We start from the raw sequence: 25,680 nt of genomic DNA, 5'->3' as shown, positions 1-25,680 counted from the left end.
TTACTTTGAGTATATTTAATTTACCAAAAGTTTAAATTGCATACTCATGAAAAAAGATGAAAAGAAAATTCAATTAAGAAAACACTTAGTTTCTGTATTAAACGCTTACGAAATTAAAGGTGGAATAAACACAACTTCATTGATTACTGTTACGTGTAAATCTTTTATCCACAACGGTGAAGATAACTGTGTTTCCAATCAACAATAATAAAAAAACAGTCTGGAAAGTGACGCTTGCGTCATGCTGAACTTGATTCAGCATCTCACAAGTAACTAAGTCATTTCCCAGACTGTTTTTACTTTTTAAACACTTGCACAGGATTTCCGCGTTGCACTTGTTTATGTTGCATCCACTTTTGTTGTTGAACTGCTTTTTCCTGTTTTCGATTTTGTGCTTTGATAGCAATATCCAAGCGTGCAAATGCTAGTTTTTTGTTTAAAATTTGCGAACGTTCTTCGCTCGCTTGCACCATAATTCCTGTTGGAATATGTGTGATATTGACTGCCGTTTCTACTTTGTTTACATGTTGTCCACCTGCTCCTGAACTGCGCGCTGTTTTCACTTGAACTTCTTTCGGAGACCAAGAAACCCTTGTTGGTGCTGCATAAACGCGAACGTTTACAAACCAGTTTTTACGCTGGTGATTTGCACGATACGGGCTTTTGAAAATAAATTGCACACTTCCTTGCCAATAGTTTTTAAATTCGTCACTATCGCCTGTTCCACGCAACCAAACCGATGTATAGTTTTGATATTTTGTAGCGACCAACTCAATAACGCTAAATGTAAAATTTGGCAAGCGCGTTAATTTTTCTGTTAAGTATTTTACGGCGAGGCAGCATTCCTCAGGGCCTGAACCTGAAGAAATTTGCACCCAAAATTGATTGTCCATAATTTCTGTTTTTTTATCTAAGCTGAGATCAAACTAATCTTTAAAATTTTTAAGAATGATTTTAGTTAAGCAATTCATACTTTGATTTTTACTTTCTTTATCTTTGCTCGCACAAAGAAAAGAAACAAAAGAAAGTGCGCTTTTTAGTTCATGTCATTTATATTTTAAACTAAAGTATTCATGAATCTTCGATTTCCAGAGGTGTTTTTAGCTTTCTCTTTGGAAAGCTAAAACCGCAATCATTTTTCTAAATTTTAGTTCACTGTTTTCTATTTCATTAAATAAGAGTTCATGAATCTTAGATTTCTCCAAGGTTTCAAAAATTCTTAACGAAAAATGTCTGCTACACTGCGGAAAAAGAAGACCCTGAATGTTATTTTATATTGATCTCATATTAATCCAACATTGTGTTGAATGTGAGCTTCGCTCTAATTTTTTTTAATTTTTTCTTTTTAATTGACTTCTTTACTTCTTTCAATTTTTCGTTTATACGATTTAATTGATTCTCAACAAAGTATCTGTGTTCGCCGTTTAAAGCCAAGTGTTTTGATTTTTTCAAACAGCTTTTTGCTTCTTTAAATTGTTCTTGTTTTTCTAAAAGAATCGCTTTTACATAATGCAAGCGTGCTTTGTCGGTTTGTGGTAATGAAAACCCAACTTCCAACACGTGTAATGCTTCTTTATAATCGCAGATATCAATTAATAAGAACGGATAATAGTAATAGGTTTCTACATATTCATGATCAATACATAATGCACGATGATAATATTCGTGGGCATTTTTATAATCGTGTAATTGCTCATGATAAATTCTTCCCATTAAATTATTGGCACCAGCATGATCGTTTCCACCCAAAACATATTGTAACTTTTCTACACATTGTTCCAAGTCATACGAATAGCTGTCAAGTGCCTGAATGAATAATATATCGTTTGTATATGTTGACATTTTGTGTTCTTTTTTTTTGTTTAACTTTAAGTTGAATCTTCCCTTTTTTGAATACTAGAGAAACCTTGAGAACCTCCGTTTCCCTAGTATTTTGGAAAGAAACAACTCAACTTTTTTTATAGATTCCCGCCTACGCGGGAATGAAAAACTGGAATTATTTATCCATTCGTACAATTTTCGGGGTAAAACTTCCCACAACTTCTACCAATTCGGTTTGATTCGCCATGACATGATGAATGTTTTTGTATGCCATTGGCGCTTCGTCAATTCCGCCACCAATTAAAGTAACACCGTGATCTTTTAATTGTTTTTTAATGTCACTTTGTGTGATGGTTTGCTTGGCTTTTCGCCTTGATAATTGTCGTCCTGCTCCATGCGAAGCCGATTGCAACGAAAGTGGATTTCCTGTTCCACGAACAATAAATCCTGGTGCTGTCATAGAACCTGGAATGATTCCCAACACGCCTTTTTGTGCTGGTGTTGCTCCTTTTCGGTGTACAACTAACTCTTCACCATTGACAATTTCTTTCCAAGCGAAATTGTGATGATTTTCCACCATTGCTAACGGTCGTGAACCTAATGCTTTTCCTAAACGCTTATGAATATCGTGGTGACACGCCGAAGCGTAATCGCCTGCTAAATTCATTGCCAACCAATATTCTTGTCCATCGTGCGTATTGAGATCAAGCCACGCTAAGTTTTTCGCTTCTCCTGGCAATGGCGTTTGTTGTATTGCTAACTTTGTATAGTGTTTTGCAATGTTTGCGCCCATTCCACGCGATCCGCTATGCGATAGAATTCCCAAATATTTCCCGATAGGAACCTTAAATTCGTTGTTTACATCTGAAACATCCACAATTCCAAATTCTACAAAGTGATTTCCACCACCTGATGAACCGAGTTGTCTGTACGCCTTTTTGAACAATTTTTTTACCGTTGGAATATCTTTAAATTCCGTGCGTTCAAAAATTTCATGATCATTGATCGATTTGTGCGTTTCAAAACCTCCAAATTTGGTATGTTCTTGCAGCATGTTTACATATTTGTCTTTGTGACCTTCCAAATACGAAGCTGGAATATCATAAATTGACAAACACATTCTGCAACCAATATCAACGCCAACTCCATACGGAATTACCGCATCTTTCGCCGCTAAAACACCTCCAATTGGCAATCCGTAACCCGAATGTCCGTCTGGCATTAATGCGCCAGCTCTTGCTATTGGAAGTTTCAACGCGGTGTACAATTGGTGTTTTGCTTCTTCTTGAATTCCGTTTTCGCCAAATATGGTAAACGGCGCGCGTTTCGTTTCTAATTGTTTTGCTTCAATATGTACAGGAGTTGTGAGTTCTTCGGCGATTTTGCCAAAAATTCCATCTCCTACATATTTTTCAGGATTTTTAAGCACTGATTTCAAACGCTGTATTACTTTGTCTTTTCGTTCGCGTCTGTAATTTTTCAACATCGCATCAATTGCGATACTGATTGCTTTTCCTTTTTGTGGATATCCTATTGCTATGAGGTCTTTCCCTCGTAATTTTAATTTTGCCATCATTTATATTTTATAACCATTTTCCGATTTTTAGATCGTGCTGCACTGCCCAATCGTTCATGATTTTTTTGGCTGCTGCCGAAATTGGTTTGTTAAATCGTGCTTTTGCTTGCACTATTGTTTGTGATCGTACGTCCACTTCAATCGTTGCTAATGTTTCTTGTCCTTTTAAAAAACTTGTACATCGCAATGTGAAAATACTAGTTACTTTTACGCAGCATGAACGTGCATACGAAGCTACACAGTGGTTCATTTTTTTACCTTCTGCAATTAATTCTTTTGAAGAACAGAGTTCAAATAAGCGATACTTTTTGGCATCTTTTTCTTGTTTTGTTTGAACGATTAATGAACTGTTCAGTAAAGGATTCCACGTAAATAATTCTACCAAACTTGCACTATGAATTGCTTGTGCTACGTGCCATTCGTCTGATTGTCGCGTAAGCGAAGTAATCGTTCTTCCTTTGATTGAATAGTTGCGATCATTTCGGATGCAATCTGCTAAATAGTCCATGATTTCATTCATTTTGTTGAAATCTAACATGGTTTGGTTCATAAAGAACTGAATGACCGTTTCCCAAAAACCTTCGTGTTCAAAGTTGTTTCTGCTCAAGCTAGAATGTGCAATTCTTTCTGCGACCAATTCGTCCGTTCCGAATGCTAATGCTTGCGCTCTTCGCAAAGCCATTTCAATGGTGTAACTCGCTGGTGCTTGTAAAAAATAATGCGCACCTTTTTTTGTGAGTTTTACAGGAACTTTTGCTAAGCTTTTTACACTGTTTCCTCTTCCCAATTCAATAAACCAAGACATGTATTTTCGGTTACTGTCTAACCAAGCTTCGTACATGAATGCTGGTACATTGTATTTTACAAAACAGTGTTTCACCAAATCTTTGAGTTGTCTTTCAGGATTGTGACTACTTCGTTTCCAATCTTTTAGATCGCTTTGATATGCTGAACTAAACCAAGCTATTTGATAGATTGCTCTTAAAGATTCTTCGTTTCGTAAGAGTTTTGTACACCGTTGTTTGAACAAGTGATTTAGTAACTCTTTGAATGCTTCGCGTCTTTTAGATTGTTTCTTTTTGCTCAGCGAGCTGAAAAGATTTTCTAAGGTATATGCAAGTGTATTGTTTTGATAATACGTGCGTTCTTTGCCTTCAAAAATTCGTTCTACCATTGCTGTAAACAGTACTTTTTTTGCTTTGTTATGATTTTTTAAGCTTTTTTGTAATGCTTCTTCTTTAGCTTTGGCTTCTAGTTTTTCCTTTAATCTTCTGGACTTCGATGTATGTTTTCGATGTATATGTGTTGTTTCCATGACTGTCTCTTTTGAATATTGTTTTCAGTAAAATTTTTGCTAAATGATTTCGCGTTTTTCATTTTTTCTGTTTAATAGATTAAAAATTCTTTTTTAGCACTGAAAACACATTTCCGAGTTTACAGTCGCTCCATTTGTTTGATTAAATTCATCTTTTCTTGTTTTGTGTCGCTACACGATTTCTAGTATTTTGTTGTGTTGTTAAAAATATAAAAGCCCGATTCTTAGGTAGAACCGAGCTTTTATACTGTTGTATATGTATTCTTTATTTCAAAGAATAGTTTGGTTCTAATGCGAACAATAGCTTGGTATTCCCAAGTGTTGTTACGATATGTATGTATCCTATTTTGATCATATTTTGAAAATAATGCATAAAAAAACCCGAGTCTTTTATGAACTCGGGTTTTTTATGATGTGATATCTAAACTATTTGAAGATACAACTGGTAAAACCCAAGTCGCATGTCGGAATGTTTCCGGCACCTTTTCGATATGTAAGTTTTACGTTTTGCACTGTATAGTTTTTATTAATATTTGTTTTTTTTTATCTCGTTTTGATGTTTGCAAATATAGAAGATCATTATTCTAATTTCCAAATTTATTTTTTTTCAGCGTCATTTTTGAGGTACATTTTGAGCATGGAATGATCAGAATTTGTCGTTGAAATTTTATCAACATTTAGAATTTCCAAATCTTGTGAAACCCAAATGTGGTCTAGGGAGAGCAATGGAATATTCCAAAACCAAGTTTCGCGAAATCCGTTTCCTTTTTCGGTAAATGCGTGCTGGTAATTTTTTTTGAAATTTTTAAAAAATAACGTCTCAAAAGGTGTGTTAAAATCGCCTAAAACGATTGTTTTGTCATTCGTTTTAATCTCAGAAAAGACATTTTCTAGCATTGGTTTGCGAAAATATTTTACGTTTGCCGAAACATCAACTGCATAAAAATGTATGTTTTTTGTGCTAAAATGTACCACCGTTGTATTCCATTTTGAAGTGATATCTGAATGAATTTTGAATGGTGTTTTTGAAAAAATTCCAATGGCTTCATCATTGAAATAGAAATGATATTCATTGTATTTTGCTTTGATTTTCTCGTAATCGTGTTCATCACATTCTATCAAAATCATCACATCAGGAATTGTTTTACTGACTTCAAAACCATTTTGAAAATTTTCTGTTCGGTACGCATTCCACAAAACTACTTCTAATGCTTTAGCAGTTTCAACTTTTGGCGTGTATATGTAACTATTATTCACCCAAATAATAGCGATTACTACTGCCAATATCGCATAGTACTTTCTGGCGGAAGCCTTTATAAATAGTAATAAAAATAAGAGTCCGAGTACAATCAGCGGAAGCGGAGAAGCATAGAATAGCAACGATGAAATGTAAAATGTATCTTTTATTGTAAAATGCACAATGATCGTCGCAAAAAGGAAGATTTGTAATGTTTTTTTGAAATAAAGTTTTAGCTTCATGCTTAACGTGAGTTCGCCATAAATTTCATTTTATTCCAGTATTTTTTTGTTCTCAATAAGTACAGCGTTCTTAATAAGTCTAAATATTGTTCTTTAATGGTATTCTGTGTTATTTTATCCGAATCTATTTTATTTAAACCTGTGACTGTGTAGTTATTATTTATTTTACGAAGATTGAGATACGTTTCTTCATCATAGAATTTACATGCAACTTTTTCCTTTTCAAATAAACAATCAACAGCTAAAGCTTTCGGGAATTTAATTTCTTCCTTCAAATCCTTTAGTTTGTTTTCTTTTTTGGTATATCGATATATATCTTTTACAATTTTAAAAGTAGCTGCATCACAAGTTTTAGATAATATAGTTAGATCTTCTGTTAGAAAATACGTTTTAACAGCTTTATGAAAAGAATTAACCACTTTTAAGACAGAATCTACGGCTGGTTTTTCTAATAGAAATTTTTTCTGCTTCTCTATTTTATCTTTTGTTCTATTTATTTGACCTACCGTTGGATACGAGTAATTTTCTCCTTTAACTTTCCATTGTTCATTATCCTTACAAAGATTTATCATATAATAATCTCCAAGACTTGTCGTGCAGATTGCGCAATCTCCCTCAATATTGGCATTTCTAATTCTAATATTTCTTATATCTTCTCTTATTCTCGTAGCTCCTCCAGCACCGAGAAGTTTGGCGTATTCTTCATTGAGTTCAATTATTAAGAAAAGTGAATCTGTTGTGATCTGTTTTAGCATTGATGCATCTCCTTTATCAAAAGCTACTCTGCCTTCTATAAATTTATTACATACATTCTTAATTTCACTTTCTTCTCTCATTTTATCACAACTATAGAGTGAAAAAAATACGCAAAGCCAAATAACGTTTCTCATAAATGTTTATATTGATGCTATTTCGTCTGAGATTCTCGCTTTCGCGGGAACAAGTCTATCGCAATGAATATCCTTTGGCTGCCCACCACGGATGAATTTCTATTTCCAAACGTCCAGCTTTTACCATTGGATCTGAATTTGCCAAACTGTCCGCCATTTCAATAGTTGGTACATTATAAATTGTAACGCCGCGAATGTCGCCCAAATCGCCAAAAGGCCCAGAAATATCTGCATATCCTAAGTCGTACATTTTTCCTAAATGATCTAAATGCAGTCGTTGTAAGCTGTCTGCAACTTTTTTAGGTTGCGTACGATTTTTTCCTTTTTTCAGAAATGCTATAAAGTATTCTTGCATTAACACAGTATCTTTTGTCTTTTGATCTACATAGTCAATGACCTTGAATCCTTTGCTTACAAGTTCTTTTTTTAATGCTGCTTTCGATTTTTTAGGTGTTGTTTCAGCGTGATGATCGTGTTCTGTTCCATGTTTGTGTTTGTGATCGTCTTGATTCTGTTTGCATGCAAAACAAAAGATTACGACGAAAAACATAAAGATATATTTATTCATGATGCCAAGTTTTATAGGGTTTTTTACTGAGTTGTGAGTTGTAATATTTTAGTTGCCCTGTGACTTCTTTACCAAGCCAATCGGGTTTTTGAATTGCTTCATTTTCTTCTTGTAATTCTACTTCTGCAACAATTAATCCTTCGTTTTCACCAAAGAATTCATCGACTTCAAAGATGTGGTTTCCACTTGGAATATTGTATCTGATTTTTTCTATGATTCCTTTTTCGCAAAGTGCTAATAATTGTTTTGCTTCCGCGACCGAAATTTCGTTTTCCCACTCAAAACGACTGGTTCCACTTTCATTTGATCTACCTTTGACTGTTAGAAATCCTTGGTTTCCTTTGATGCGAACTCTAACCGTTCGTTCAGCATGTGTATTTAGAAAACCTTGTGCAATTTGAGAAGAACTTATCGCTTCTTCTTTGAATTTTGTATTGTTAACGAGAAATTTTCGTTCTATTTCTTGCATAGATATCGTTATAGAATGCTAAAGATATTATAATTTTGAATATGGACTTTGATTTCCCGTTACGAAAAATTATTCATGTGGATATGGACGCTTTTTACGCGTCTGTAGAACAGTTGGATAATCCTGAACTGAAAGGGAAACCACTTGCTGTTGGCGGCGGTTCTAAACGCGGCGTTGTGAGTGCGGCAAGTTATGAAGCGCGAAAGTTTGGTGTGCGAAGTGCCATTAGTGGTTATTTGGCAAGGAAACGCTGTCCGGAATTGATTTTTGTCCCACCACGATATGATCGCTATAAAGAGATTTCAAACCAAATTCGCGCTATTTTTTATGAATATACAGATTTGGTCGAACCTTTATCACTCGATGAAGCGTATTTAGATGTTACGCAGAATAAGAAAGGAAATCCGAGCGCTTCTATGATTGCTGAGGAAATTCGTGCCAAAATTCTGAAAGATGTTGGTTTGACAGCTTCCGCTGGAATCTCCATTAATAAGTTTATTGCCAAAGTTGCAAGCGATTATAATAAGCCTAACGGACAAAAAACGGTTCCGCCAGAAGAAGTATTGGATTTTTTAGAAGCGTTGGATATTCGTAAGTTTTACGGTGTTGGAAAAGTGACTGCAGAACGCATGTATCAACTCGGAATTTTTACGGGAAAAGATTTAAAAAGTAAAGATGTTGATTTTTTAACAGAACATTTTGGCAAATCGGGAAGCTTCTATTTTAATGTCGTACGCGGAATTCATCTCAGTGCTGTAAAACCAAATAGAATTGCAAAATCGGTTGCTGCCGAACGTACGTTTTCAGATAATTTGACCAGTGAAATTTTTATGCTGGAAAAGCTCGAAAATATCGCAACTGAATTAGAAAGACGCTTAAAAAAGTATTCCATTTCAGGAAAAACAATTACGTTAAAGATAAAGTATAGCGATTTTACCACACAAACACGCAGCAAAACAATTCCGTATTTTATTTCAGATAAAGATTTGATTTTAGAAACGGTAAAAGATTTATTATATCAAGAGAAATTGAAAGATTCTGTGCGCTTGCTTGGAATTTCTTTGAATAATTTAAACACCGATAAGAAAGAAAAGGAGCAAAAAAAAACTGAACAGAAAAAGAGTATTTCTGTCCAGTTAAAGTTTGAGTTTTAGACTTGTTAGATTGCTTCGCTCTTAGTATTTTAGTATTGGCTTCGCCTGTTAGATCGCTTTGCTGTTGTGTGAGTTACTCTTGCTTTTTTTACCACGAATTCACGAATGTTTTTTATTAATCTATAGATACTTTTGAAAGCACATACAACATTTCTGTTCCAATTTGTTCGCAACGTTCGTCGTATTTTGCAGCTTCTTGTAGTGTTCCGTCAAATGCTTTTGGATCTTCAAAAGGCAATGCGATTCTAAAATCAGTTCCTGGTACAAAAGGACAGCCTTGATCAGCTTCAGTACACACCATTATTGCTGCGAATTCTTCTGTAGGGTTCTGAGCATTTTCAAAACGCTTTGAAAATGCATGATATGATGGTTGATCTTCTTTCCATTGAACTGCGTAGACAGAATTTTCAGCTTCAATCAATGCAAAAATTTTAAATCCTATTCGTTGCATTGCTGCCACTGCATTTGGATTAAATGCGGTTGCTTCTGTTCCTCCCGAAAAGGTTTCCATAGCAGGTAATTTGTAATAATCTGCTGCTGCTGCTAACCATAATTGTCCTAAATGACTTCTCCTTGAGTTATGTGTACAAATCACAATAAGTTTCGGAGTTTTTTTGTTTTCGTAGTTTTTTTGAATATACGCAGATAGTGTTTCTAGTTGTGCTTTTCTTTTCTCAGTAATTGTGTCGAAGTTCTGCGTGAGCTTTTTTGCATTTTCTTGTAATTCTTGAAAAATCATAATTGTTTGTAATTAAAAAAATATGCTTCAATACAAACACGTATCAAAGCATATTGCTGTACTATTTATTTTTTGATTTGAATTTATTCTATCAACGAAACACGCAATGTATTTACCATTCCTTTGTCTGTAATTGGCATGGCTGCTAAGTTGATAAGCATGTCGTTTTTCTTAACAAATCCTTTTGCTTTCGCGATTCTGTTTACATCTTCCACAGTATCATCTGTACTTACAAATTTGTCATAGAAAAATGCTTTTACGCCCCAAAGTAGGTTTAATTGTGAAAGTATTCTTTTGTTAGATGTAAATACTAAGATATGTGAATCTGGTCGCCAAGCTGAAATTTGAAAAGCTGTATATCCACTGTTTGTGAGTGTACAAATTGCTTTGGCTTTGATTTCGTTTGCCATGTTTGAAGCATGGTAACATACTGATTTTGTGATGTAACGTTTGGTACGAATGTGTGGTGGCTCTTGTGGCACATTGATTAATGGCGAATCTTCAACACTTTTGATAATTTTCGTCATTTGTTGAATTACTTCTACCGGATATTTACCAACCGAAGTTTCTCCTGATAACATTACTGCATCAGCTCCATCCATTACAGAGTTTGCTACGTCATTTACCTCAGCTCTTGTTGGCGTAAGGCTTGTAATCATAGTTTCCATCATTTGCGTTGCAATGATTACTGGAATTCTTGCTTTTTTAGCGCGTAATACTAATTGCTTTTGAATTAATGGTACTTCTTCCGCAGGAACTTCTACTCCTAAATCACCACGTGCTACCATTAAACCATCACAATACGCAACAATTTTATCAATATTTGCTACTGCTTCTGGCTTTTCAATTTTTGCGATGATTGGAATTTTATGTTCCGAATGCTCGTTGATAATTGCTTGTAAGTCTATTAAATCTTGACTATTACGCACAAACGAAAGTGCCAACCAATCTACATCTTGTCCAATGGCAAAAATGGCATCATTCACATCTTTTTCCGTTAACGCTGGCAATGAAATCGCTGTATTTGGAAGGTTTACTCCTTTTTTAGATTTTAAGGGTCCACCTTGAATTACTTTGGTCAGTACTTCTTGTTTTCCATCGGTATCAACCACTTCAAACATTAGTTTTCCATCATCCAATAAAATACGTTCGCCAGCTTTTACATCTCTTGGAAAGTTTTGATAATTCATGTACACCTTTTTAGAGGTTCCTTTGAATTCTTTTCCTGTACAGAATATAATTTCGTCTCCTGGCTCTACAATTACATCTTCCGACATAACTCCAACTCTTAGTTTTGGACCTTGTAAATCGGCTAATATGGACGTATTATACCCAAATTCTTCACTTAATTCGCGAATCATTGCAATACGTTCTTTTACGTCGTCATAATTGGCATGTGAAAAGTTGATGCGAAATACATCTACTCCTTGCTCAATCATTTTTTTAAGGACTTCCTTAGAACTTGTTGCAGGTCCTAATGTAGCTACTATTTTGGTCTTTTTTCTTTTTGGCATTACTCAAAAATTAAATTGTTCTTAGATTTTAGTTGATTTGGATTCACGGTGTATGCTGTAATTACCTCAGCAATTGCGTTTATTCTAGATACTATAATTTTGGAAGATTTTAAGTAGCTTTCGCTTGATATTTTAACGAAATAATCTACTCTTTTTTGTTCGGGAATTAAATATTTAGAGATGGTTCGTTTTCCTTTTTGATCTGAAAACAATGATCCAGCACTTGCCATTTGCTCCACTTCTTTTTTACTGGTATTGGCTACCAAATTCCATGTTACAAAATTTTCTTCATCGTCCCACTCGTATATCGAGAAAGAAGCTTCCATATAATTATAGTCTAAATCTTCCTGTTTCCTTGCTAATTTTAAGTTGAGATTGGTGTTTAATAAGTACGCTAATCGATAATCTTCTGTTGAGCAATGAATTGCTATCAGCGTATAGTTATCTTCTTCAAAATCATCCTCAAAGAGTTTATGAATTGCCATAAATCTTACTATTAACAAATGTAAATATATAATTTAATGACTAGAAAAGGTTAAATTTTAGCAATGTTTATGAAGATTTCACAACGAAAACGTTATAGCTACCACATTCTTTTTTTGAAATCGCAAAATCTAGTAGAAACTATTGCTGAATTGTTTAAAAAGTGAAAGAATTATCTCAAAAAATTACTGTGAAATTTGTTTTTGAAAAGCAAAATAGGCGCGTTTTGATGCTTTTTCTTCCGCTTTCTTTTTGGAAGTTGCACGTGCTTTTCCAGCAACTCTGTTATCAATAAAAAGTTTTACTGCAAAGTGTTTTAATTCGTCATTTCCAGTATCATCATATACGTCAAACTTGAAGCTTTTCTTTTCTTTTTGACACCATTCAATCAGCAAACTTTTGTAGCTAATTACTTTTCCTTCCAAACGTTCAATATCCACATAAGGGGAAATTACGCGATAGTCAATAAATTTTTCACAGTATTTATAGCCTCTATCTAAGAATATAGCGCCAACTAAAGCTTCAAATAAGTTTCCGTGAATGTTTTCACCAAAGTTGTCTTTTGGAATGCGAGATTGTACTAAATCGATGAGTTTTAAATCGCGTCCGAGTTCGTTCAAATGTTCGCGACTCACAATTTTAGAGCGCATTTTAGTTAAATATCCTTCATTCCCAGATGGAACTTCGTTAAAAAGGTATCCAGAAATGACACTGCTTAACATTGCGTCTCCTAAAAATTCTAGGCGTTCATAGTTTACAGAGTTTCCTTTCGTATCCTTCTGATTCATGGAACGATGCGTAAAAGCTTTCTTATAAAATTTCTTCCGTTTGGTTTTAAATCCGAGAATATCTTCGAGTTCAACAAAAAAATTCCCGTCTTCATCGGATCGGGAATTTAATATTTTTCGAACGAAGTTCATTTGAATTAATCTAACTTTTTAAACAACACACAAGCATTGTGCCCTCCAAATCCAAATGTGTTGCTCATGGCAACTTTTACATCTCGTTTTTGAGGTTTGTTTAGGGTTAAGTTAAGACTCGGATCTATATTCTCATCCGCCGTAGTATGATTTATTGTTGGAGGAACAATTCCGTGTTCCATGGCTAGTATGGAGGCAATAGCTTCTATCGCTCCAGCTGCACCCAATAAATGGCCTGTCATGGACTTCGTAGAGTTTATATTAATGTTTTTCGCATGTGTACCGAAAATTTCTGTAATCGCTTTCAGTTCTGCGACATCTCCTAATGGAGTTGACGTACCGTGCGTATTGATATGATCAACGTCTTCTGGTTGCATTCCTGCATTTTCAAGACAATTTTTCATTACAGCTACAACACCAATTCCTTCTGGATGTGGCGCTGTCATGTGGTAGGCATCAGAAGATAATCCGCCACCAACAAGTTCTGCATATATTTTTGCGCCTCTAGCCTTTGCATGTTCGTATTCTTCAAGAACAATTGCGCCAGCACCTTCACCAAGTACGAAACCATCTCTGGTTGCATCAAATGGTCTTGAAGCACTTTGTGGATCATCGTTGCGTGTTGACATGGCATGCATGGCGTTAAATCCACCCATTCCAGCAATCGTAACTGCGGCTTCACTTCCTCCAGTTACAATAACGTCACAATGTCCTAATCTAATATTGTTTAAAGCATCAATCATAGCGTTTGCTGATGATGCACAAGCAGATACAGTTGTATAATTTGGTCCCATAAATCCATATTTTATGGAAATGTTCCCAGGAGCGATATCTGCAATCATTTTTGGAATAAAGAAAGGATTGAATTTTGGAGTTCCATCACCTTTGGCAAAGTTCATCATTTCTTCTTGAAACGTTTCTAAACCACCTATTCCAGCTCCCCAAATAACACCTACTCTTAATTTATTTACCGCATCTAAATCTAGTTTCGAATCTACAATAGCTTCATCAGAAGCAACCATAGCGTACTGTGAAAACTTATCCATTTTCCTAGCTGACTTTCGATCGATAAAATCTGTAACCGTAAAATCCTTTAATTCACAAGCGAATCTTGTTTTAAACTTTTCTGCATCAAAATGTGTAACTGGAGCGGCTCCGCTTTTACCAGCGATAAGCGCATTCCAATATTCTTCTACAGTATTCCCGATTGGAGTCAATGCCCCCAAACCTGTAACTACAACTCGCTTTAATTCCATCTTTGATAAGTTCGTTTAAATTTAAGAAGAAATTCTTTAAATAGAACATTAGAATGCATAGTATGCATTCTAATGTCTTTTCTAAATATGAAAATTTGTTCTTTCCTTATTTTTTTGCTTCTTCAATGTATTGAATTGCTTGACCAACAGTTGCTATGTTTTCTGCTTGATCATCTGGAATCTGAATATCGAATTCCTTTTCGAATTCCATAATCAATTCTACAGTGTCTAATGAATCTGCACCTAAGTCGTTAGTGAAGCTACCTTCAGGAACTACTTCGTTTTCATCTACACCTAATTTGTCTACGATAATCGCTTTTACTCTTGATGCAATGTCTGACATAATCTTATAGTTTTTAAAATTTAATTGTTGGCAAAAATAAAAAACTTTAGTTTAAAACAACATTTTGTTTGAAAAATGTGTTCTAATTTACTAAATTTTTAATTTAAGTAATTTGCTTTTGCCTTCTTTTTGTTAATAATTATTCTTTTTTTTGTCGAAATAACAGTTACTAAATTCCATTCTTTTTATGAAGCATATTGCAATTTTTGCTTCGGGCTCCGGGACCAATGCTGAAAATATTATTAGATATTTTCAAGAACGAGATAACGCTTCCGTTATTCAAGTTCTGACTAACAATCAGCATGCCAAAGTTTTAGACCGAGCTAAAACCCACAAAATCAGCGCGTTTAGCTTTAACAGAACTGCCTTATATGACAGTAATGATGTTCTAAATTTGCTGCAAAGTGCACATATTGACTTGATTGTTCTTGCTGGATTTCTTTGGAAATTTCCTGAACATATTCTCGCTGCATTTCCAAACAAGGTTGTCAATATTCATCCTGCCTTGCTTCCAAAATATGGAGGAAAAGGCATGTATGGGTCACATGTACACGCTGCCGTGATTGCAAATAAAGAAAAAGAAAGTGGCATTACCATACATTTTGTCAATGAAAATTATGATGAAGGTGCTATTATTTTCCAAGCAAAGACCGATTTAACGGAAATTGATACACCCGAAACCGTTGCACAAAAGATTCATCAATTAGAATACAAGCATTTTCCTGAAGTTATTGAACGCGTATTAACTTCAAACTTATAACCTACAAAATGGCAGACGTACATATATATACCGATGGTTCTTCAAGAGGAAATCCAGGACCAGGCGGTTATGGAGTTGTGATGGAATGGGTTGGCAAACCATATCGAAAAGAATTTTCGGAAGGTTTTCGAAAAACCACCAACAATCGCATGGAATTGCTTGCCGTAATTGTAGCCTTAGAAAAGTTAAAATTTATGCACACCGAAGCCAAAGTATTCACGGATTCTAAGTATGTAGTAGATTCTGTAGAGAAAAAATGGGTCTTTGGTTGGGAGAAAAAAGGATTCTCTGGAAAGAAAAACAGCGACTTATGGATGCGCTTTTTAAAGATTTACCGACGACACATTGTTCGCTTTCAATGGATAAAAGGACATAATAATCATGTACAAAACGAGCGCTGTGATTTTTTAGCTGTGGAAGCTTCAAAAAAAGAGAAAGTGAAGATTGATACATTCTACGAAAGTGAGAGCAATAAATTACTATAAATAGTTTTTTCGCCATCATATTTGTATTTTTGCATTTATAATTCCCTCAATATCAAACATGAAAATCTATATTGCTATGCTGAGCTTTTTAATCAGCGCGCCACTTTTTGCACAAAAAGAATGGTCTTTAAAGAAAGATAAAGACGATATTCAGATTTATACAAGGTCCGTCGATTCAAGTAAAATAAAAGCGTATAAAGCTGAAATGACTGTCAAAAGCTCTTTGGATAAAGTAAAAGACGTTATTATTGATGGCGATCAGTTACACGTTTGGAATTACAAAGCAATTGACAGCAAACTACTTAAAAAATCTTCGGAAAACACCTATCTTATTTGGATGGCACTTGATCTTCCTTGGCCATTGCGCAATAGAGATTTTGTCACTTCGCTAAAGCTGAATAGAGTTTCAAAAGATGCCGTACGTATTGATATTACTGCAGCTTCTGATCAGTATGAAATACAAGAAGATTATTTGCGAATGGCCTCTTTTGAGGGTTATTGGTTGTTAGAACAACAAGGTGATATGGTGAAGATTACACATCAAATGTATGGCGATCCAGGCGGAAATCTGCCAAGTTGGTTTATAAATAGCACAATTGCTAGAGCGCCCTATCATAACTTTGTAGCCTTGCGAGAAAGAGTTCAATAGTTACTTTTATCAAAAAAGAATACCAAAATAAACATCAACCTCATCAACTTATTTTCTTGGGAAAATTTTATGTAAGTTTGCAAAAATTTTAATTAAGGAAATGAGCAAATTATTAATTGTTGGGACGGTTGCTTTTGATGCTATTGAAACACCATTTGGAAAAACAGACAAAATCTTAGGTGGTGCAGCTACTTATATAGGATTATCTGCTTCGAATTTTAATGTAGATTCAGCTATTGTATCGGTTGTTGGGGAAGATTTTCCGCAAGAATATTTAGATATGTTAGCTTCAAGAAATATTGATATTTCAGGAATAGAAATTGTAAAAGGTGGAAAAACATTCTTTTGGAGTGGAAAATATCACAACGATATGAATTCTAGAGATACGTTGGCGACTGAGTTAAATGTATTAGCAGATTTCAATCCTGTGGTTCCTCAAAATTATAAAGATTCAGAAATTGTAATGTTAGGAAACTTACATCCTGGCGTACAAATGAGTGTGATTAATCAAATGGACGTAAAACCAAAGTTAATTGTACTAGATACGATGAATTTTTGGATGGATTGCGCTTGGGACGATTTATTAGCAGTGATCAAAAAAGTAGACGTTATTACTATTAATGATGAAGAAGCGCGTCAATTGTCAAAAGAATACTCTTTGGTAAAAGCGGCACAGAAGATTCATGAAATGGGTCCTAAATATGTAGTGATCAAAAAAGGAGAGCATGGTGCTTTAATTTTTAATGATGGAAACATCTTTTTTGCACCAGCATTACCATTAGAAGAAGTATTTGATCCAACTGGAGCAGGTGATACATTTGCAGGAGGATTTTCAGGATTTTTAGCACAGCATGAAAATATTTCCTTTGAGAGCATGAAGAACGCCATTATATATGGTTCTAATTTAGCGTCTTTCTGTGTAGAAAAATTTGGAACACAGCGAATGGAAACGCTCACGGAAGCAGAAATAACAGAGCGACTAGAGCAGTTTAAAAAGCTGACTCAGTTTGAAATAGAAGTAAACTAAAAAAAAGCGCTCAATATTTGAGCGCTTTTTTTTGTCACAATAATACCGTTTGTTGTTTGATTTTAGTGTACTAGAAAATAATGATTTTTTTCTTTAATTAAAATGATAAATGGTATAAATAACAACAACACAACAAACTACAACAATGAGTGACGCTTTGAAACACGAGTGTGGGATTGCACTTTTAAGGCTTTTAAAGCCATTAGAGTACTATAAAGAAAAATATGGTACCGCATTTTATGGAATCAATAAAATGTATCTCCTAATGGAGAAACAGCACAATAGAGGACAAGATGGTGCTGGATTGGCAAACATTAAACTCGATATGAATCCGGGAGAACGCTACATCAGTAGAGTCCGTTCAAACAAACAACAACCGATTCAAGATATTTTTGCGCAAGTAAATGAGCGTATTAATACTATTTTGGAAGAAACTCCTGAGTTACACAATGATGTACCACGTCAAAAAAAGCAATTACCGTACGTAGGCGAATTATTTTTAGGACACGTACGTTATGGAACTTTTGGTAAAAATAGTATTGAAAGTGTGCATCCGTTTTTAAGACAGAACAATTGGATGCATCGTAATTTGATTGTTGCCGGAAACTTTAACATGACTAACGTTAATGAGCTTTTTGACAATTTAATTAAGATAGGACAACATCCAAAAGAAAAAACGGACACTGTAACCGTTATGGAAAAAATTGGTCACTTTTTAGATGATGCTGTTGCCAAATTATATAAAAAATTAAAAGAAGAAGGATACAATAAGCAAGAAGCTTCTCCCATTATTGCAGAACGATTAAACTTAGCGAAGATTTTACGAAAGTCAGCTAAAAATTGGGATGGCGGATATGCAATGGCTGGATTGTTAGGTCATGGAGATGCTTTTGTATTAAGAGATCCTGCGGGAATTCGTCCAGCGTATTACTATCAAGATGATGAAATCGTCGTGGTTGCGTCTGAACGTCCTGTGATTCAAACCGTATTCAATGTAGATTTTGAAAAAGTTCAAGAAATTACACCTGGAAACGCGTTAATCGTCAAGAAAGATGGAACAGTTCATACTAAAGAAATTTTAGCGCCACTTGAACGTAAAGCTTGTTCTTTTGAACGTATTTATTTTTCTCGCGGAAGCGATGCAGAAATTTATCAAGAGCGAAAAATGCTTGGGAAATTATTACTTCCAAAAGTATTAAAAGCTATTGATGACGATATTAGAAATACCGTGTTTTCGTTTATACCAAATACAGCAGAAACTTCCTTTTTTGGATTGACAGAAGCCGTAGAAGAATATTTAAACGAACGTAAAACCAACGAAATTTTAAGTGGACAACGCTCATTATCTGCCGAAAAAGTTAGAGAAATTCTTTCGGAACGACCACGTGTAGAAAAGATTGCCATTAAAGATGTAAAGTTACGTACGTTTATCACCGAAGATAGCAGCAGAGATGATTTGGTAGCACACGTATACGATGTTACCTATGGCGTGATTAAACCAGAAGATAATTTGGTCATTATTGATGATAGTATTGTTCGTGGAACAACCTTAAAGAAAAGTATCATTAAAATGATGGATCGTTTGCATCCAAAGAAAATCGTTGTCGTGTCTTCAGCGCCACAAATACGTTATCCAGACTGTTATGGTATTGATATGGCACGCATGGAGGATTTAATAGCGTTTAGAGCTGCCTTATCGCTTTTAGAAGATCAGAACAAATATGATTTGGTTGAAGAAGTCTACAACAAGTGCAAAGCGCAAGAAAATTTAAAAGATATTGATGTCAAAAACTTTGTAAAGGAAATTTACGATCCTTTTACAGATGAAGAGATTTCAGAAAAAATAAGTGAACTTATCAAAACGGATGTGGTAAACGCAGAAGTAAAAGTGATTTTTCAAAAGGTAGCAAACCTCAACAAAGCCTGCCCTAAAAATTTGGGAGATTGGTACTTTACTGGAAATTACCCAACAGATGGTGGAAATCGGGTTGTAAATCGTGCATTCATTAATTTTTATGAAGGTAAAAAAGAACGCGCGTATTAACTTTTTGATTATTTAATAGAAATTTTTTTAGACAGGAAGCTATGCGTAATAAGCCTGCCACGATGTTGGAGAGGAAATTCCGAAAGCTTCTTTGTCTTGAATGCTGAATTAACAGGCATTAAATTGATCGAAATCAGTTTGTTAATAGAGAATTAAATTAGCCAATAACGAGAACACTATAGATTTTACTATACAAGAAGTATCATTTGCAAATCATACTGATATCCAATATCAATACAAGAAAAGGCATTAATGATAAACTAGGAGAAACAGAAAAATAAGTTTCCCCATTAACACATATACTTTTGAAGCTACATCTAAAAACGAAGTCTTTATTAAAGACCTAAAAATACCTGTCAGCCAAAGTTTTCTTCAAAATTTAAAAGACATTCATTTTTAGTATAACAATTTCGTCCCTAAAATATAAGTATTCGTCACAACCCCTTTTATATTCGTCACTATTTCAGTATGGTCTGTAACAAAGCACTATCGAAGTAAAGACTAGTTTTTCATGATTAAATAGATTTGAATATTCATTAACATTTAAAACTCTATAATTTATGAAAACAAAAAATCAAATTCTATCAATTATTAAAAAAAGTCTGGCGCTCGTCTTAATAGTGACCTTCGGCTTTACGAGTATTATTGGGTGTGAAACCCTAGACGACAATATAAATGATGAAAATAATACGACAACCAAAGCACAACTCACAGTTATTGTCCCTTCCGCACAGATAGTAGATTGTAATGGAGTCCAAGTTTTAAAGTTTGCAAGCATGCAAGATTTGCATAGTCAACATTTACAGCTATATACTCAATATACAAATGGCGACAATGATGAACAAGTTTTAATTAATTTTGAAAGTTCTTTAGGTTTTCTTCCTTTCAATTCTTTAAGGAAAAAAGATAATTTAATTGATGATTTATTATTACCAGACGATCCAAATTTTAGTCCTTTTATATATACTACAGATCCTATTTTTGAATCTTTTTTAAACTATAACGGAGAAATTATTATTGGTAATTACGTATATATTGTTGATGATGGTTGTGTTTGGTACAAAGCTGAATACTCATGTGATGCTGCTGATGCTTTAATGAAGTTAAGACTCTTAATGTTAGACCCTATTAACCCTAACACCAATCAAGAAATTTATGATATCAAGAAAAATTATAGCGTTGAACAAATTAATGCTTGTGACAATCCAATTTTCGATTTTGAGTCTATTTCTGAAAATGGAGGAAGACCTGTTAAAGATATTGATGTACAAGCAAAAGGAGCTGGTTGTGGGCACCAAGCATTTATAGAGCAAGAAGTAATATCATATAGTCTTGTTGATAATTTAGCGCGTTATAGGCTAACAGCAAATTATATTTCTATAGCCAATAATCCAGATAATATATTTGATACTTTTACTTTTTTAGACAATGCAGATAGAGTTACAATAGTACAATCGTCTCCATTAGGTTTTCCTACATCAGGCTTTAACTACTCTTCAAGTACAGGAACTTATGAAGGACATTGGGTAGAAATTGAGATAGATATTGCTAATCTTAATACTTTTCAAATTGAGTTAGCATCTGTAATTGCTTTCGGAGAAGGTATTGGATGTGCCGACCTTGATACTTTAACATTAGATTTAACTTGCCCTATAAGCATCTCTAAAAAACCAATAAGTGCTGATACGTATGAGTTTAGCGTTACTGGAATAACGGATCCTACAGATTATAACTTATTGAACAATGGAGTTACTTGGAATTTTGGAGATGGTCAAACTCAATCTAACACAGGTCTAAGTGTAGTCCATACGTATGCTGTTCCTTGTGATCCTAAGGAATATCTTGTAACAGCATCAAGAGAAAATTTCCCTTGCGGACCAAACTCTTTAAGCATAAACTCAAATAGCCCTGCGACAGTTGGAGATCCGTGTAAATTTGATAGAGGCAGCGCAAGATATAGTAAACGGGTTGACGGAAAACGTGTCCGTATTAAAGCTAAACATAAAAAGAACCTTGCTGGAACTACAAAAATTAAATTTGTGTTGAGATATAGAAAAGACAATGTAACCAAAGAAATATCCTCTAATGGTTTTATACATCAGGTTACTGGTAATACTTGTTCATCTACATCAATTGCTAGCAAAATTCCCGTTGAAACTAAAACCAGCAAAAAAGCACTACGTGTAAAGTTTAAAGAAAGTGGCGTAAAATATAAATGGGATGCTATTGACCCGTATTTTGTTTCGTTTAATTTAAGTAATGGTTGGTCACATCAACTAAATTACAGCAAACCTTGTCAATAGTATAAAAGTGTTGTGACTTATGTTTCTTTTATATAATTATAAAAAAAAGGAAACAATATAAATAAGAAACAACTAAGTACGGTGATATACAAATCCTTATTACTTGTGGTTTAGAACTTAATATAGATTCAGCTTTTTAGTATCTAACTGATAGAAAAAGAATTAATTTATAAACGTTGAATCCATAAAGAAAAGTTAAAATACACACTTAGTCTAAAAAAGAGGTATTTGGTCTAATTTATTATGGCATGTGTATCGACTCTACTTACATTAGCAATGCCATAGCATAAGTAGGTTAAGTTCATGGTAAGATTTGGGGCAAAAAAAGGTGGTTTATTCCACCTTTTTTTATGCGCAAAAGTTTTTTTAGACTGCTTTACTTTTAGATCGCTTCGCTTTTAGATTTTTTTATTTTGTCATCCGCACTTGATGCGGAATCCACTTTGAAGAATAGGATTTCAAACTTTGCAAAAGTATCATTTGAAAACATCTTGATTATTGATTCTGAAAATCTTGGCTCTTTTTTCAAAACAGCTTCACTTTTAGGCTTTACAAAATTGAGTTTCACAAAAAAAGACTGTCTTTTCAGACAGCCTTTTCTATTTTATAAAAAGTCTATTTTTTTAATTACTTGCTTTCTGCGTAACGTCTTTCAACTTCATTCCAGTTAATTACATTAAAAAATGCATTGATATAATCTGGACGCCTGTTTTGATAGTTTAAGTAATATGCGTGTTCCCAAACGTCTAATCCTAAAATTGGCGTTCCTCCGCAAGTAACTCCTGGCATTAATGGATTGTCTTGATTTGGTGTAGAACATATTTCTACTTTTCCTCCTTTATGTACACAAAGCCAAGCCCAACCTGATCCAAACTGTGTTGCAGCAGCTTTGCTAAATGCTTCAATGAAAGCATCTTTAGAACCATAAGCCGCTTCAATAGCATCTTTTAATTCTCCAGAAAGATATCCTCTATCTTCAGGGTTCATTACTGTCCAGAAAAGACTGTGATTGTAAAATCCGCCTCCATTATTACGAACTCCTGCATTGCTCATGTCTAGGTTCGTTAAAATATCTTCGATTGATTTTCCTTCTAAGTCAGTTCCTGCAATTGCAGCATTTAACTTTGTTGTATATCCATTATGATGCTTTGAATGGTGTATTTCCATTGTTCTTGCGTCAATGTTAGGTTCTAAAGCGTCGTAAGCGTATGATAATTTTGGTAATTCAAAAGCCATTATATCTATATTTATTGATTAAACATTCATTTTTAATTCTTACAAATTTAATCATATCTAAGGACATAATGAAACTCGCAAAAAAGATTGTGCCAATCTTCACATAAGCTTAATCTATTTGATCCTTTTTTATAAAGAATATAACAACGCTTCTTTGGGCACTCAAAATTATTTTTGTCATTATATCTATTGACACATACTTCTGTTTTTTGGTGTTGCGTATTTTAATAGTTTTATGACATAATCCGAGTATTGAAAACGTATACCTCACGTAAAATTCAATCACTTTCGATCTAAATAATAACACATAAACTTTATACAATGATTCATAAAAAGATTTTCTCCACACTGCTTTTTTTAACAATTAGTTTTATCTGTAGTTCTTCAAATATAAAAAGCTCGCTTGTAGTGAACGATCCTGAATTTGAGATTTTAAGTCATTCATGTATTGATGCTAATTATGTCTTATATCTTAAATCTTAAATCTCATATTATTGATATGGGACCACAAGATTACAAATGGAATCTTTATGAAACCTCAATACAAGGTTCTATTTCTTTAGATGATGTCATTGCTACGAGTCAAACTCAAGCAGGAAATTCCAATGCCATATTTGTAGTAGATCCTGAAAAATATTACTTCATAAGTCATAACGTGAGAAAAGAAGCAAATGGCACTTATGAAGAAACTCGGATGGCTGTTCCGCAATATTTTCAGGGAATAACTCAATTTACACTAGAAGATTATGTTGGAATGGAAAGAGCTGTGTTTTGTGATAAGGACAAGATTTTTTTTAATCCGCTTGGATCACAAGGAGAAGGACAGTATTTAATAAGCATTGAAAGACGTATTGTAGCTCCTGGAATTGTCGGTACTTTTTCCAATTATCAAGAACTCGATTGGTTTCCTCCGTATACGGTAAGTGTTAATTTGAATGACGTTTTTACAACTTCACAATATCCTAATTACTTTGTACCCAATTATGAATACAAAATCACTTTTACGCTTACTGATGGCAGTACATGCGCTACAACATCATTAGAGAAAATCTTTAAAGTAATAGCCAATTGTAGTAGTTGCGAAGATGCAACACCTCCAAAAAATTTAGAGGTTAATGGCAATGTATTATCATGGGATCCGGTAATTGGCGCCACGAGTTATATAGTGTTTTCTCCTTCTCAATCAGAAGTTAGTTGCTCGTGTAAAGGCATTACCATGCATTCTCCTGTTCAAGTATTTACAAATTCGTATACAGTTCATCCATCACTTGTAACAGAATGTTTTTTATGGAAAGTTCAAGCGATATGCAACAATGGAACATCTGCAACAACATCAGAGGAAACTCTTTGCTATGGCGCATCTGAACTAAAAAAAGAAAAACTGAGCACAATTTCAATTTCTCCAAATCCAACGAAAGGAATTTTAAAGTTTGCAATAAACACTTTAGAAACAACAGACGTAACTATAGTGATCTATAACTTTTCTGGACATAAAGTTACATCATTTACACAAGCATTAGCTAAAGAAAGGCAAAACGCATTTACATGGAATGGAACAGACAAATTAGTAAAAGGAATATACTTTGTTCATTTTAAAACGGGCAAAGAAACCATCGTAAAGAAAATCATAGTTGATTAAATGTATTAACACCATAATTAGCTCTGAAACAACTTTTGTTTTTAACACAAAGAGTGTCGTTTTAACAAACAGATTCTCTTCTGTATATACTGTTTAACTAAAAATTTTAAATCATGAAAAAAAAGAATTTCATTAAAAAATTACAATTGAAAAAAACACAAGTATCCAATTTCGCAAAAGATCAAATTGTTGGTGGTGGCGAACCAATTGATTTGTCATTACTTGAAACTTGTATTCCTGGATGTGGACTTACTGAAAATTGTACAAAGTATAGAACTTGCAACAATGTTTCATTCAATAACTGTACTGCAAATATTTGTGGATCAGATGACTGTAATCCCGGAGGAAACTCAGGAAAACCATCGTGCATTAACTTTAGCTGCTAGAAACATTTTTAGAAAGTCAATCGAAAGGTTGGCTTTATTTTAATAAGATTATACATTAAACTATAAAATACTACAAAATACCGTAATCAGCTCTGAAATAACTTTTGTATTTTGACATCAAGGGTAACAGTTTAACCAATTGATACTCTTAATAATATAATGTTTAACTAAAATTTTTAAATCATGAAAAAAAAGAACCTAATCAAAAAATTACAATTGAAAAAAACACAAGTATCAAATTTAGCCAAAGGCCAAGTAGTCGGTGGAGGAACATTTGGATGTGAACCAATTGATCTATCATTATTAGAAACATGCTATGCAGGTTGCGGGCTTACAGAAAATTGTACGCAATACAGAACATGTAATGACGCTTCATTCAACAATTGCACGGTTTACAACTGTGGAACTGGCGGCGGTGGAACTACTGGTGGAGGAACTGATCCTTCTGGCGGAATTTCTTGCCCAGGATATGTGTGCTAAACACAAAATGAAATAGTAAAAAAGAGGCTGTCTGAAAAGGCAGTCTTTTTTTTTGCAATTTTTTGAAGTAATTCTTAACTTTAAGAATGAGCAGAAAAGTTATTTTTAAGACCTATTGTCAAGATCAGTTAAGTCTTTTACCTC

At 34.1% G+C, this 25,680-nt stretch carries 26 protein-coding genes; 11 read left to right on the top strand and 15 right to left on the bottom strand.

Translation table 11 applies throughout. The annotated features are described in order from the left end of the window. Positions 1-46: 46 nt before the first annotated feature. Positions 47-208 carry a hypothetical protein gene (locus tag H2O64_RS05600; RefSeq protein WP_187561188.1) on the top strand — a complete coding sequence of 54 codons (162 nt, stop codon included), beginning with the start codon at positions 47-49 and terminating at the stop codon, positions 206-208. Between the two features lie 88 nt (positions 209-296). Here the strand turns inward: H2O64_RS05600 and prfH are convergent, their stop codons facing one another. The 8 genes from prfH to H2O64_RS05560 form a co-directional block, all read right to left on the bottom strand. Then, positions 297-893, bottom strand: a complete 597-nt coding sequence (prfH, locus tag H2O64_RS05595) for a peptide chain release factor H (RefSeq protein WP_187561187.1) — start codon at positions 891-893, stop codon at positions 297-299. Positions 894-1,287: 394 nt separating this feature from the next. Then, positions 1,288-1,842, bottom strand: a complete 555-nt coding sequence (locus H2O64_RS05590) for a tetratricopeptide repeat protein (RefSeq protein WP_187561186.1) — start codon at positions 1,840-1,842, stop codon at positions 1,288-1,290. A gap of 154 nt (positions 1,843-1,996) precedes the next feature. Further along, positions 1,997-3,394 (bottom strand): RtcB family protein, encoded by a 1,398-nt coding sequence (locus H2O64_RS05585; RefSeq protein ID WP_187561185.1) that lies wholly within the window; start codon positions 3,392-3,394, stop codon positions 1,997-1,999. Between the two features lie 10 nt (positions 3,395-3,404). After that, the gene (locus tag H2O64_RS05580; RefSeq protein WP_187561184.1) at positions 3,405-4,712 is read right to left on the bottom strand and encodes a PcfJ domain-containing protein; all 1,308 of its coding nucleotides are present in this window, start codon (positions 4,710-4,712) and stop codon (positions 3,405-3,407) included. Positions 4,713-5,309: 597 nt separating this feature from the next. After that, the gene (locus H2O64_RS05575) at positions 5,310-6,191 is read right to left on the bottom strand and encodes an endonuclease/exonuclease/phosphatase family protein (protein ID WP_187561183.1); all 882 of its coding nucleotides are present in this window, start codon (positions 6,189-6,191) and stop codon (positions 5,310-5,312) included. A 2-nt stretch (positions 6,192-6,193) separates the two neighbouring features. Further along, complete coding sequence (locus H2O64_RS05570; protein ID WP_187561182.1) at positions 6,194-7,027, bottom strand: hypothetical protein; 834 nt, start codon at positions 7,025-7,027, stop codon at positions 6,194-6,196. 109 nt (positions 7,028-7,136) lie between these two features. After that, positions 7,137-7,649 (bottom strand): YciI family protein, encoded by a 513-nt coding sequence (locus H2O64_RS05565; protein ID WP_187561181.1) that lies wholly within the window; start codon positions 7,647-7,649, stop codon positions 7,137-7,139. Further along, a complete protein-coding gene (locus tag H2O64_RS05560) occupies positions 7,642-8,118 on the bottom strand; it encodes a CYTH domain-containing protein (RefSeq protein WP_187561180.1) in 477 nt (158 codons plus the stop codon). Before H2O64_RS05560 ends, H2O64_RS05565 begins: the two co-directional genes overlap by 8 nt. Positions 8,119-8,159: 41 nt before the next feature. On the opposite strand from H2O64_RS05560, the gene dinB reads away from it, so the two are divergent. Continuing rightward, complete coding sequence (gene dinB, locus H2O64_RS05555) at positions 8,160-9,272, top strand: DNA polymerase IV (protein WP_187561179.1); 1,113 nt, start codon at positions 8,160-8,162, stop codon at positions 9,270-9,272. 115 nt (positions 9,273-9,387) lie between these two features. Here the strand turns inward: dinB and H2O64_RS05550 are convergent, their stop codons facing one another. The 6 genes from H2O64_RS05550 to H2O64_RS05525 all read right to left on the bottom strand — a co-directional run bounded on the left by H2O64_RS05550 (position 9,388) and on the right by H2O64_RS05525 (position 14,527). Beyond that, positions 9,388-10,011, bottom strand: coding sequence for a low molecular weight phosphatase family protein (locus H2O64_RS05550; RefSeq protein WP_215907127.1), 624 nt, complete (start codon positions 10,009-10,011; stop codon positions 9,388-9,390). An 83-nt stretch (positions 10,012-10,094) separates the two neighbouring features. After that, entirely contained in the window at positions 10,095-11,525 is a 1,431-nt protein-coding gene (pyk, locus tag H2O64_RS05545) for a pyruvate kinase (protein WP_187561178.1), read from the bottom strand. Further along, positions 11,525-12,010 carry an IPExxxVDY family protein gene (locus H2O64_RS05540; RefSeq protein ID WP_187561177.1) on the bottom strand — a complete coding sequence of 162 codons (486 nt, stop codon included), beginning with the start codon at positions 12,008-12,010 and terminating at the stop codon, positions 11,525-11,527. Before H2O64_RS05540 ends, pyk begins: the two co-directional genes overlap by 1 nt. Before the next feature lie 183 nt (positions 12,011-12,193). After that, positions 12,194-12,928: a ribonuclease III gene (gene rnc, locus H2O64_RS05535; RefSeq protein ID WP_187561176.1), complete on the bottom strand. Its 735-nt coding sequence runs from the start codon at positions 12,926-12,928 to the stop codon at positions 12,194-12,196. Positions 12,929-12,933: 5 nt separating this feature from the next. After that, positions 12,934-14,184 (bottom strand): beta-ketoacyl-ACP synthase II, encoded by a 1,251-nt coding sequence (gene fabF, locus H2O64_RS05530; protein WP_187561175.1) that lies wholly within the window; start codon positions 14,182-14,184, stop codon positions 12,934-12,936. A gap of 106 nt (positions 14,185-14,290) precedes the next feature. Beyond that, the gene (locus tag H2O64_RS05525; RefSeq protein ID WP_187561174.1) at positions 14,291-14,527 is read right to left on the bottom strand and encodes an acyl carrier protein; all 237 of its coding nucleotides are present in this window, start codon (positions 14,525-14,527) and stop codon (positions 14,291-14,293) included. 187 nt (positions 14,528-14,714) lie between these two features. On the opposite strand from H2O64_RS05525, the gene purN reads away from it, so the two are divergent. The 6 genes from purN (at position 14,715) to H2O64_RS05495 (ending at position 21,795) form a co-directional block, all read left to right on the top strand. Beyond that, on the top strand, positions 14,715-15,287 hold the full coding sequence (gene purN / locus H2O64_RS05520; protein WP_187561173.1) for a phosphoribosylglycinamide formyltransferase: 573 nt from the start codon (positions 14,715-14,717) through the stop codon (positions 15,285-15,287). Between the two features lie 8 nt (positions 15,288-15,295). Then, a complete protein-coding gene (gene rnhA / locus H2O64_RS05515) occupies positions 15,296-15,772 on the top strand; it encodes a ribonuclease HI (RefSeq protein WP_187561172.1) in 477 nt (158 codons plus the stop codon). A 58-nt stretch (positions 15,773-15,830) separates the two neighbouring features. After that, positions 15,831-16,421 carry an START domain-containing protein gene (locus H2O64_RS05510; protein ID WP_187561171.1) on the top strand — a complete coding sequence of 197 codons (591 nt, stop codon included), beginning with the start codon at positions 15,831-15,833 and terminating at the stop codon, positions 16,419-16,421. A gap of 100 nt (positions 16,422-16,521) precedes the next feature. Then, on the top strand, positions 16,522-17,448 hold the full coding sequence (locus tag H2O64_RS05505; RefSeq protein WP_187561170.1) for a PfkB family carbohydrate kinase: 927 nt from the start codon (positions 16,522-16,524) through the stop codon (positions 17,446-17,448). Between the two features lie 145 nt (positions 17,449-17,593). Beyond that, positions 17,594-19,492, top strand: coding sequence for an amidophosphoribosyltransferase (locus tag H2O64_RS05500; protein WP_187561169.1), 1,899 nt, complete (start codon positions 17,594-17,596; stop codon positions 19,490-19,492). 560 nt (positions 19,493-20,052) lie between these two features. Next, positions 20,053-21,795, top strand: coding sequence for a PKD domain-containing protein (locus H2O64_RS05495; RefSeq protein ID WP_187561168.1), 1,743 nt, complete (start codon positions 20,053-20,055; stop codon positions 21,793-21,795). Between the two features lie 627 nt (positions 21,796-22,422). Here H2O64_RS05495 and H2O64_RS05490 read toward each other — a convergent pair. Then, the gene (locus H2O64_RS05490) at positions 22,423-23,031 is read right to left on the bottom strand and encodes a superoxide dismutase (protein WP_187561167.1); all 609 of its coding nucleotides are present in this window, start codon (positions 23,029-23,031) and stop codon (positions 22,423-22,425) included. Positions 23,032-23,530: 499 nt separating this feature from the next. Here H2O64_RS05490 and H2O64_RS05485 point away from each other — a divergent pair, with 499 nt between their 5' ends. The 3 genes from H2O64_RS05485 (at position 23,531) to H2O64_RS05475 (ending at position 25,536) form a co-directional block, all read left to right on the top strand. Further along, entirely contained in the window at positions 23,531-24,670 is a 1,140-nt protein-coding gene (locus H2O64_RS05485) for a T9SS type A sorting domain-containing protein (protein ID WP_187561166.1), read from the top strand. Positions 24,671-24,783: 113 nt separating this feature from the next. After that, on the top strand, positions 24,784-25,056 hold the full coding sequence (locus H2O64_RS05480; protein WP_187561165.1) for a hypothetical protein: 273 nt from the start codon (positions 24,784-24,786) through the stop codon (positions 25,054-25,056). A 183-nt stretch (positions 25,057-25,239) separates the two neighbouring features. Then, positions 25,240-25,536, top strand: a complete 297-nt coding sequence (locus H2O64_RS05475; RefSeq protein ID WP_187561164.1) for a hypothetical protein — start codon at positions 25,240-25,242, stop codon at positions 25,534-25,536. Positions 25,537-25,680 lie beyond the last annotated feature (144 nt).

It is taken from the genome of Kordia aestuariivivens (assembly GCF_014397005.1).
In the GTDB taxonomy this organism is placed as follows: Bacteria; Bacteroidota; Bacteroidia; order Flavobacteriales; family Flavobacteriaceae; genus Kordia; species Kordia aestuariivivens.
This window is presented reverse-complemented; position numbering and strand designations above follow the sequence as displayed.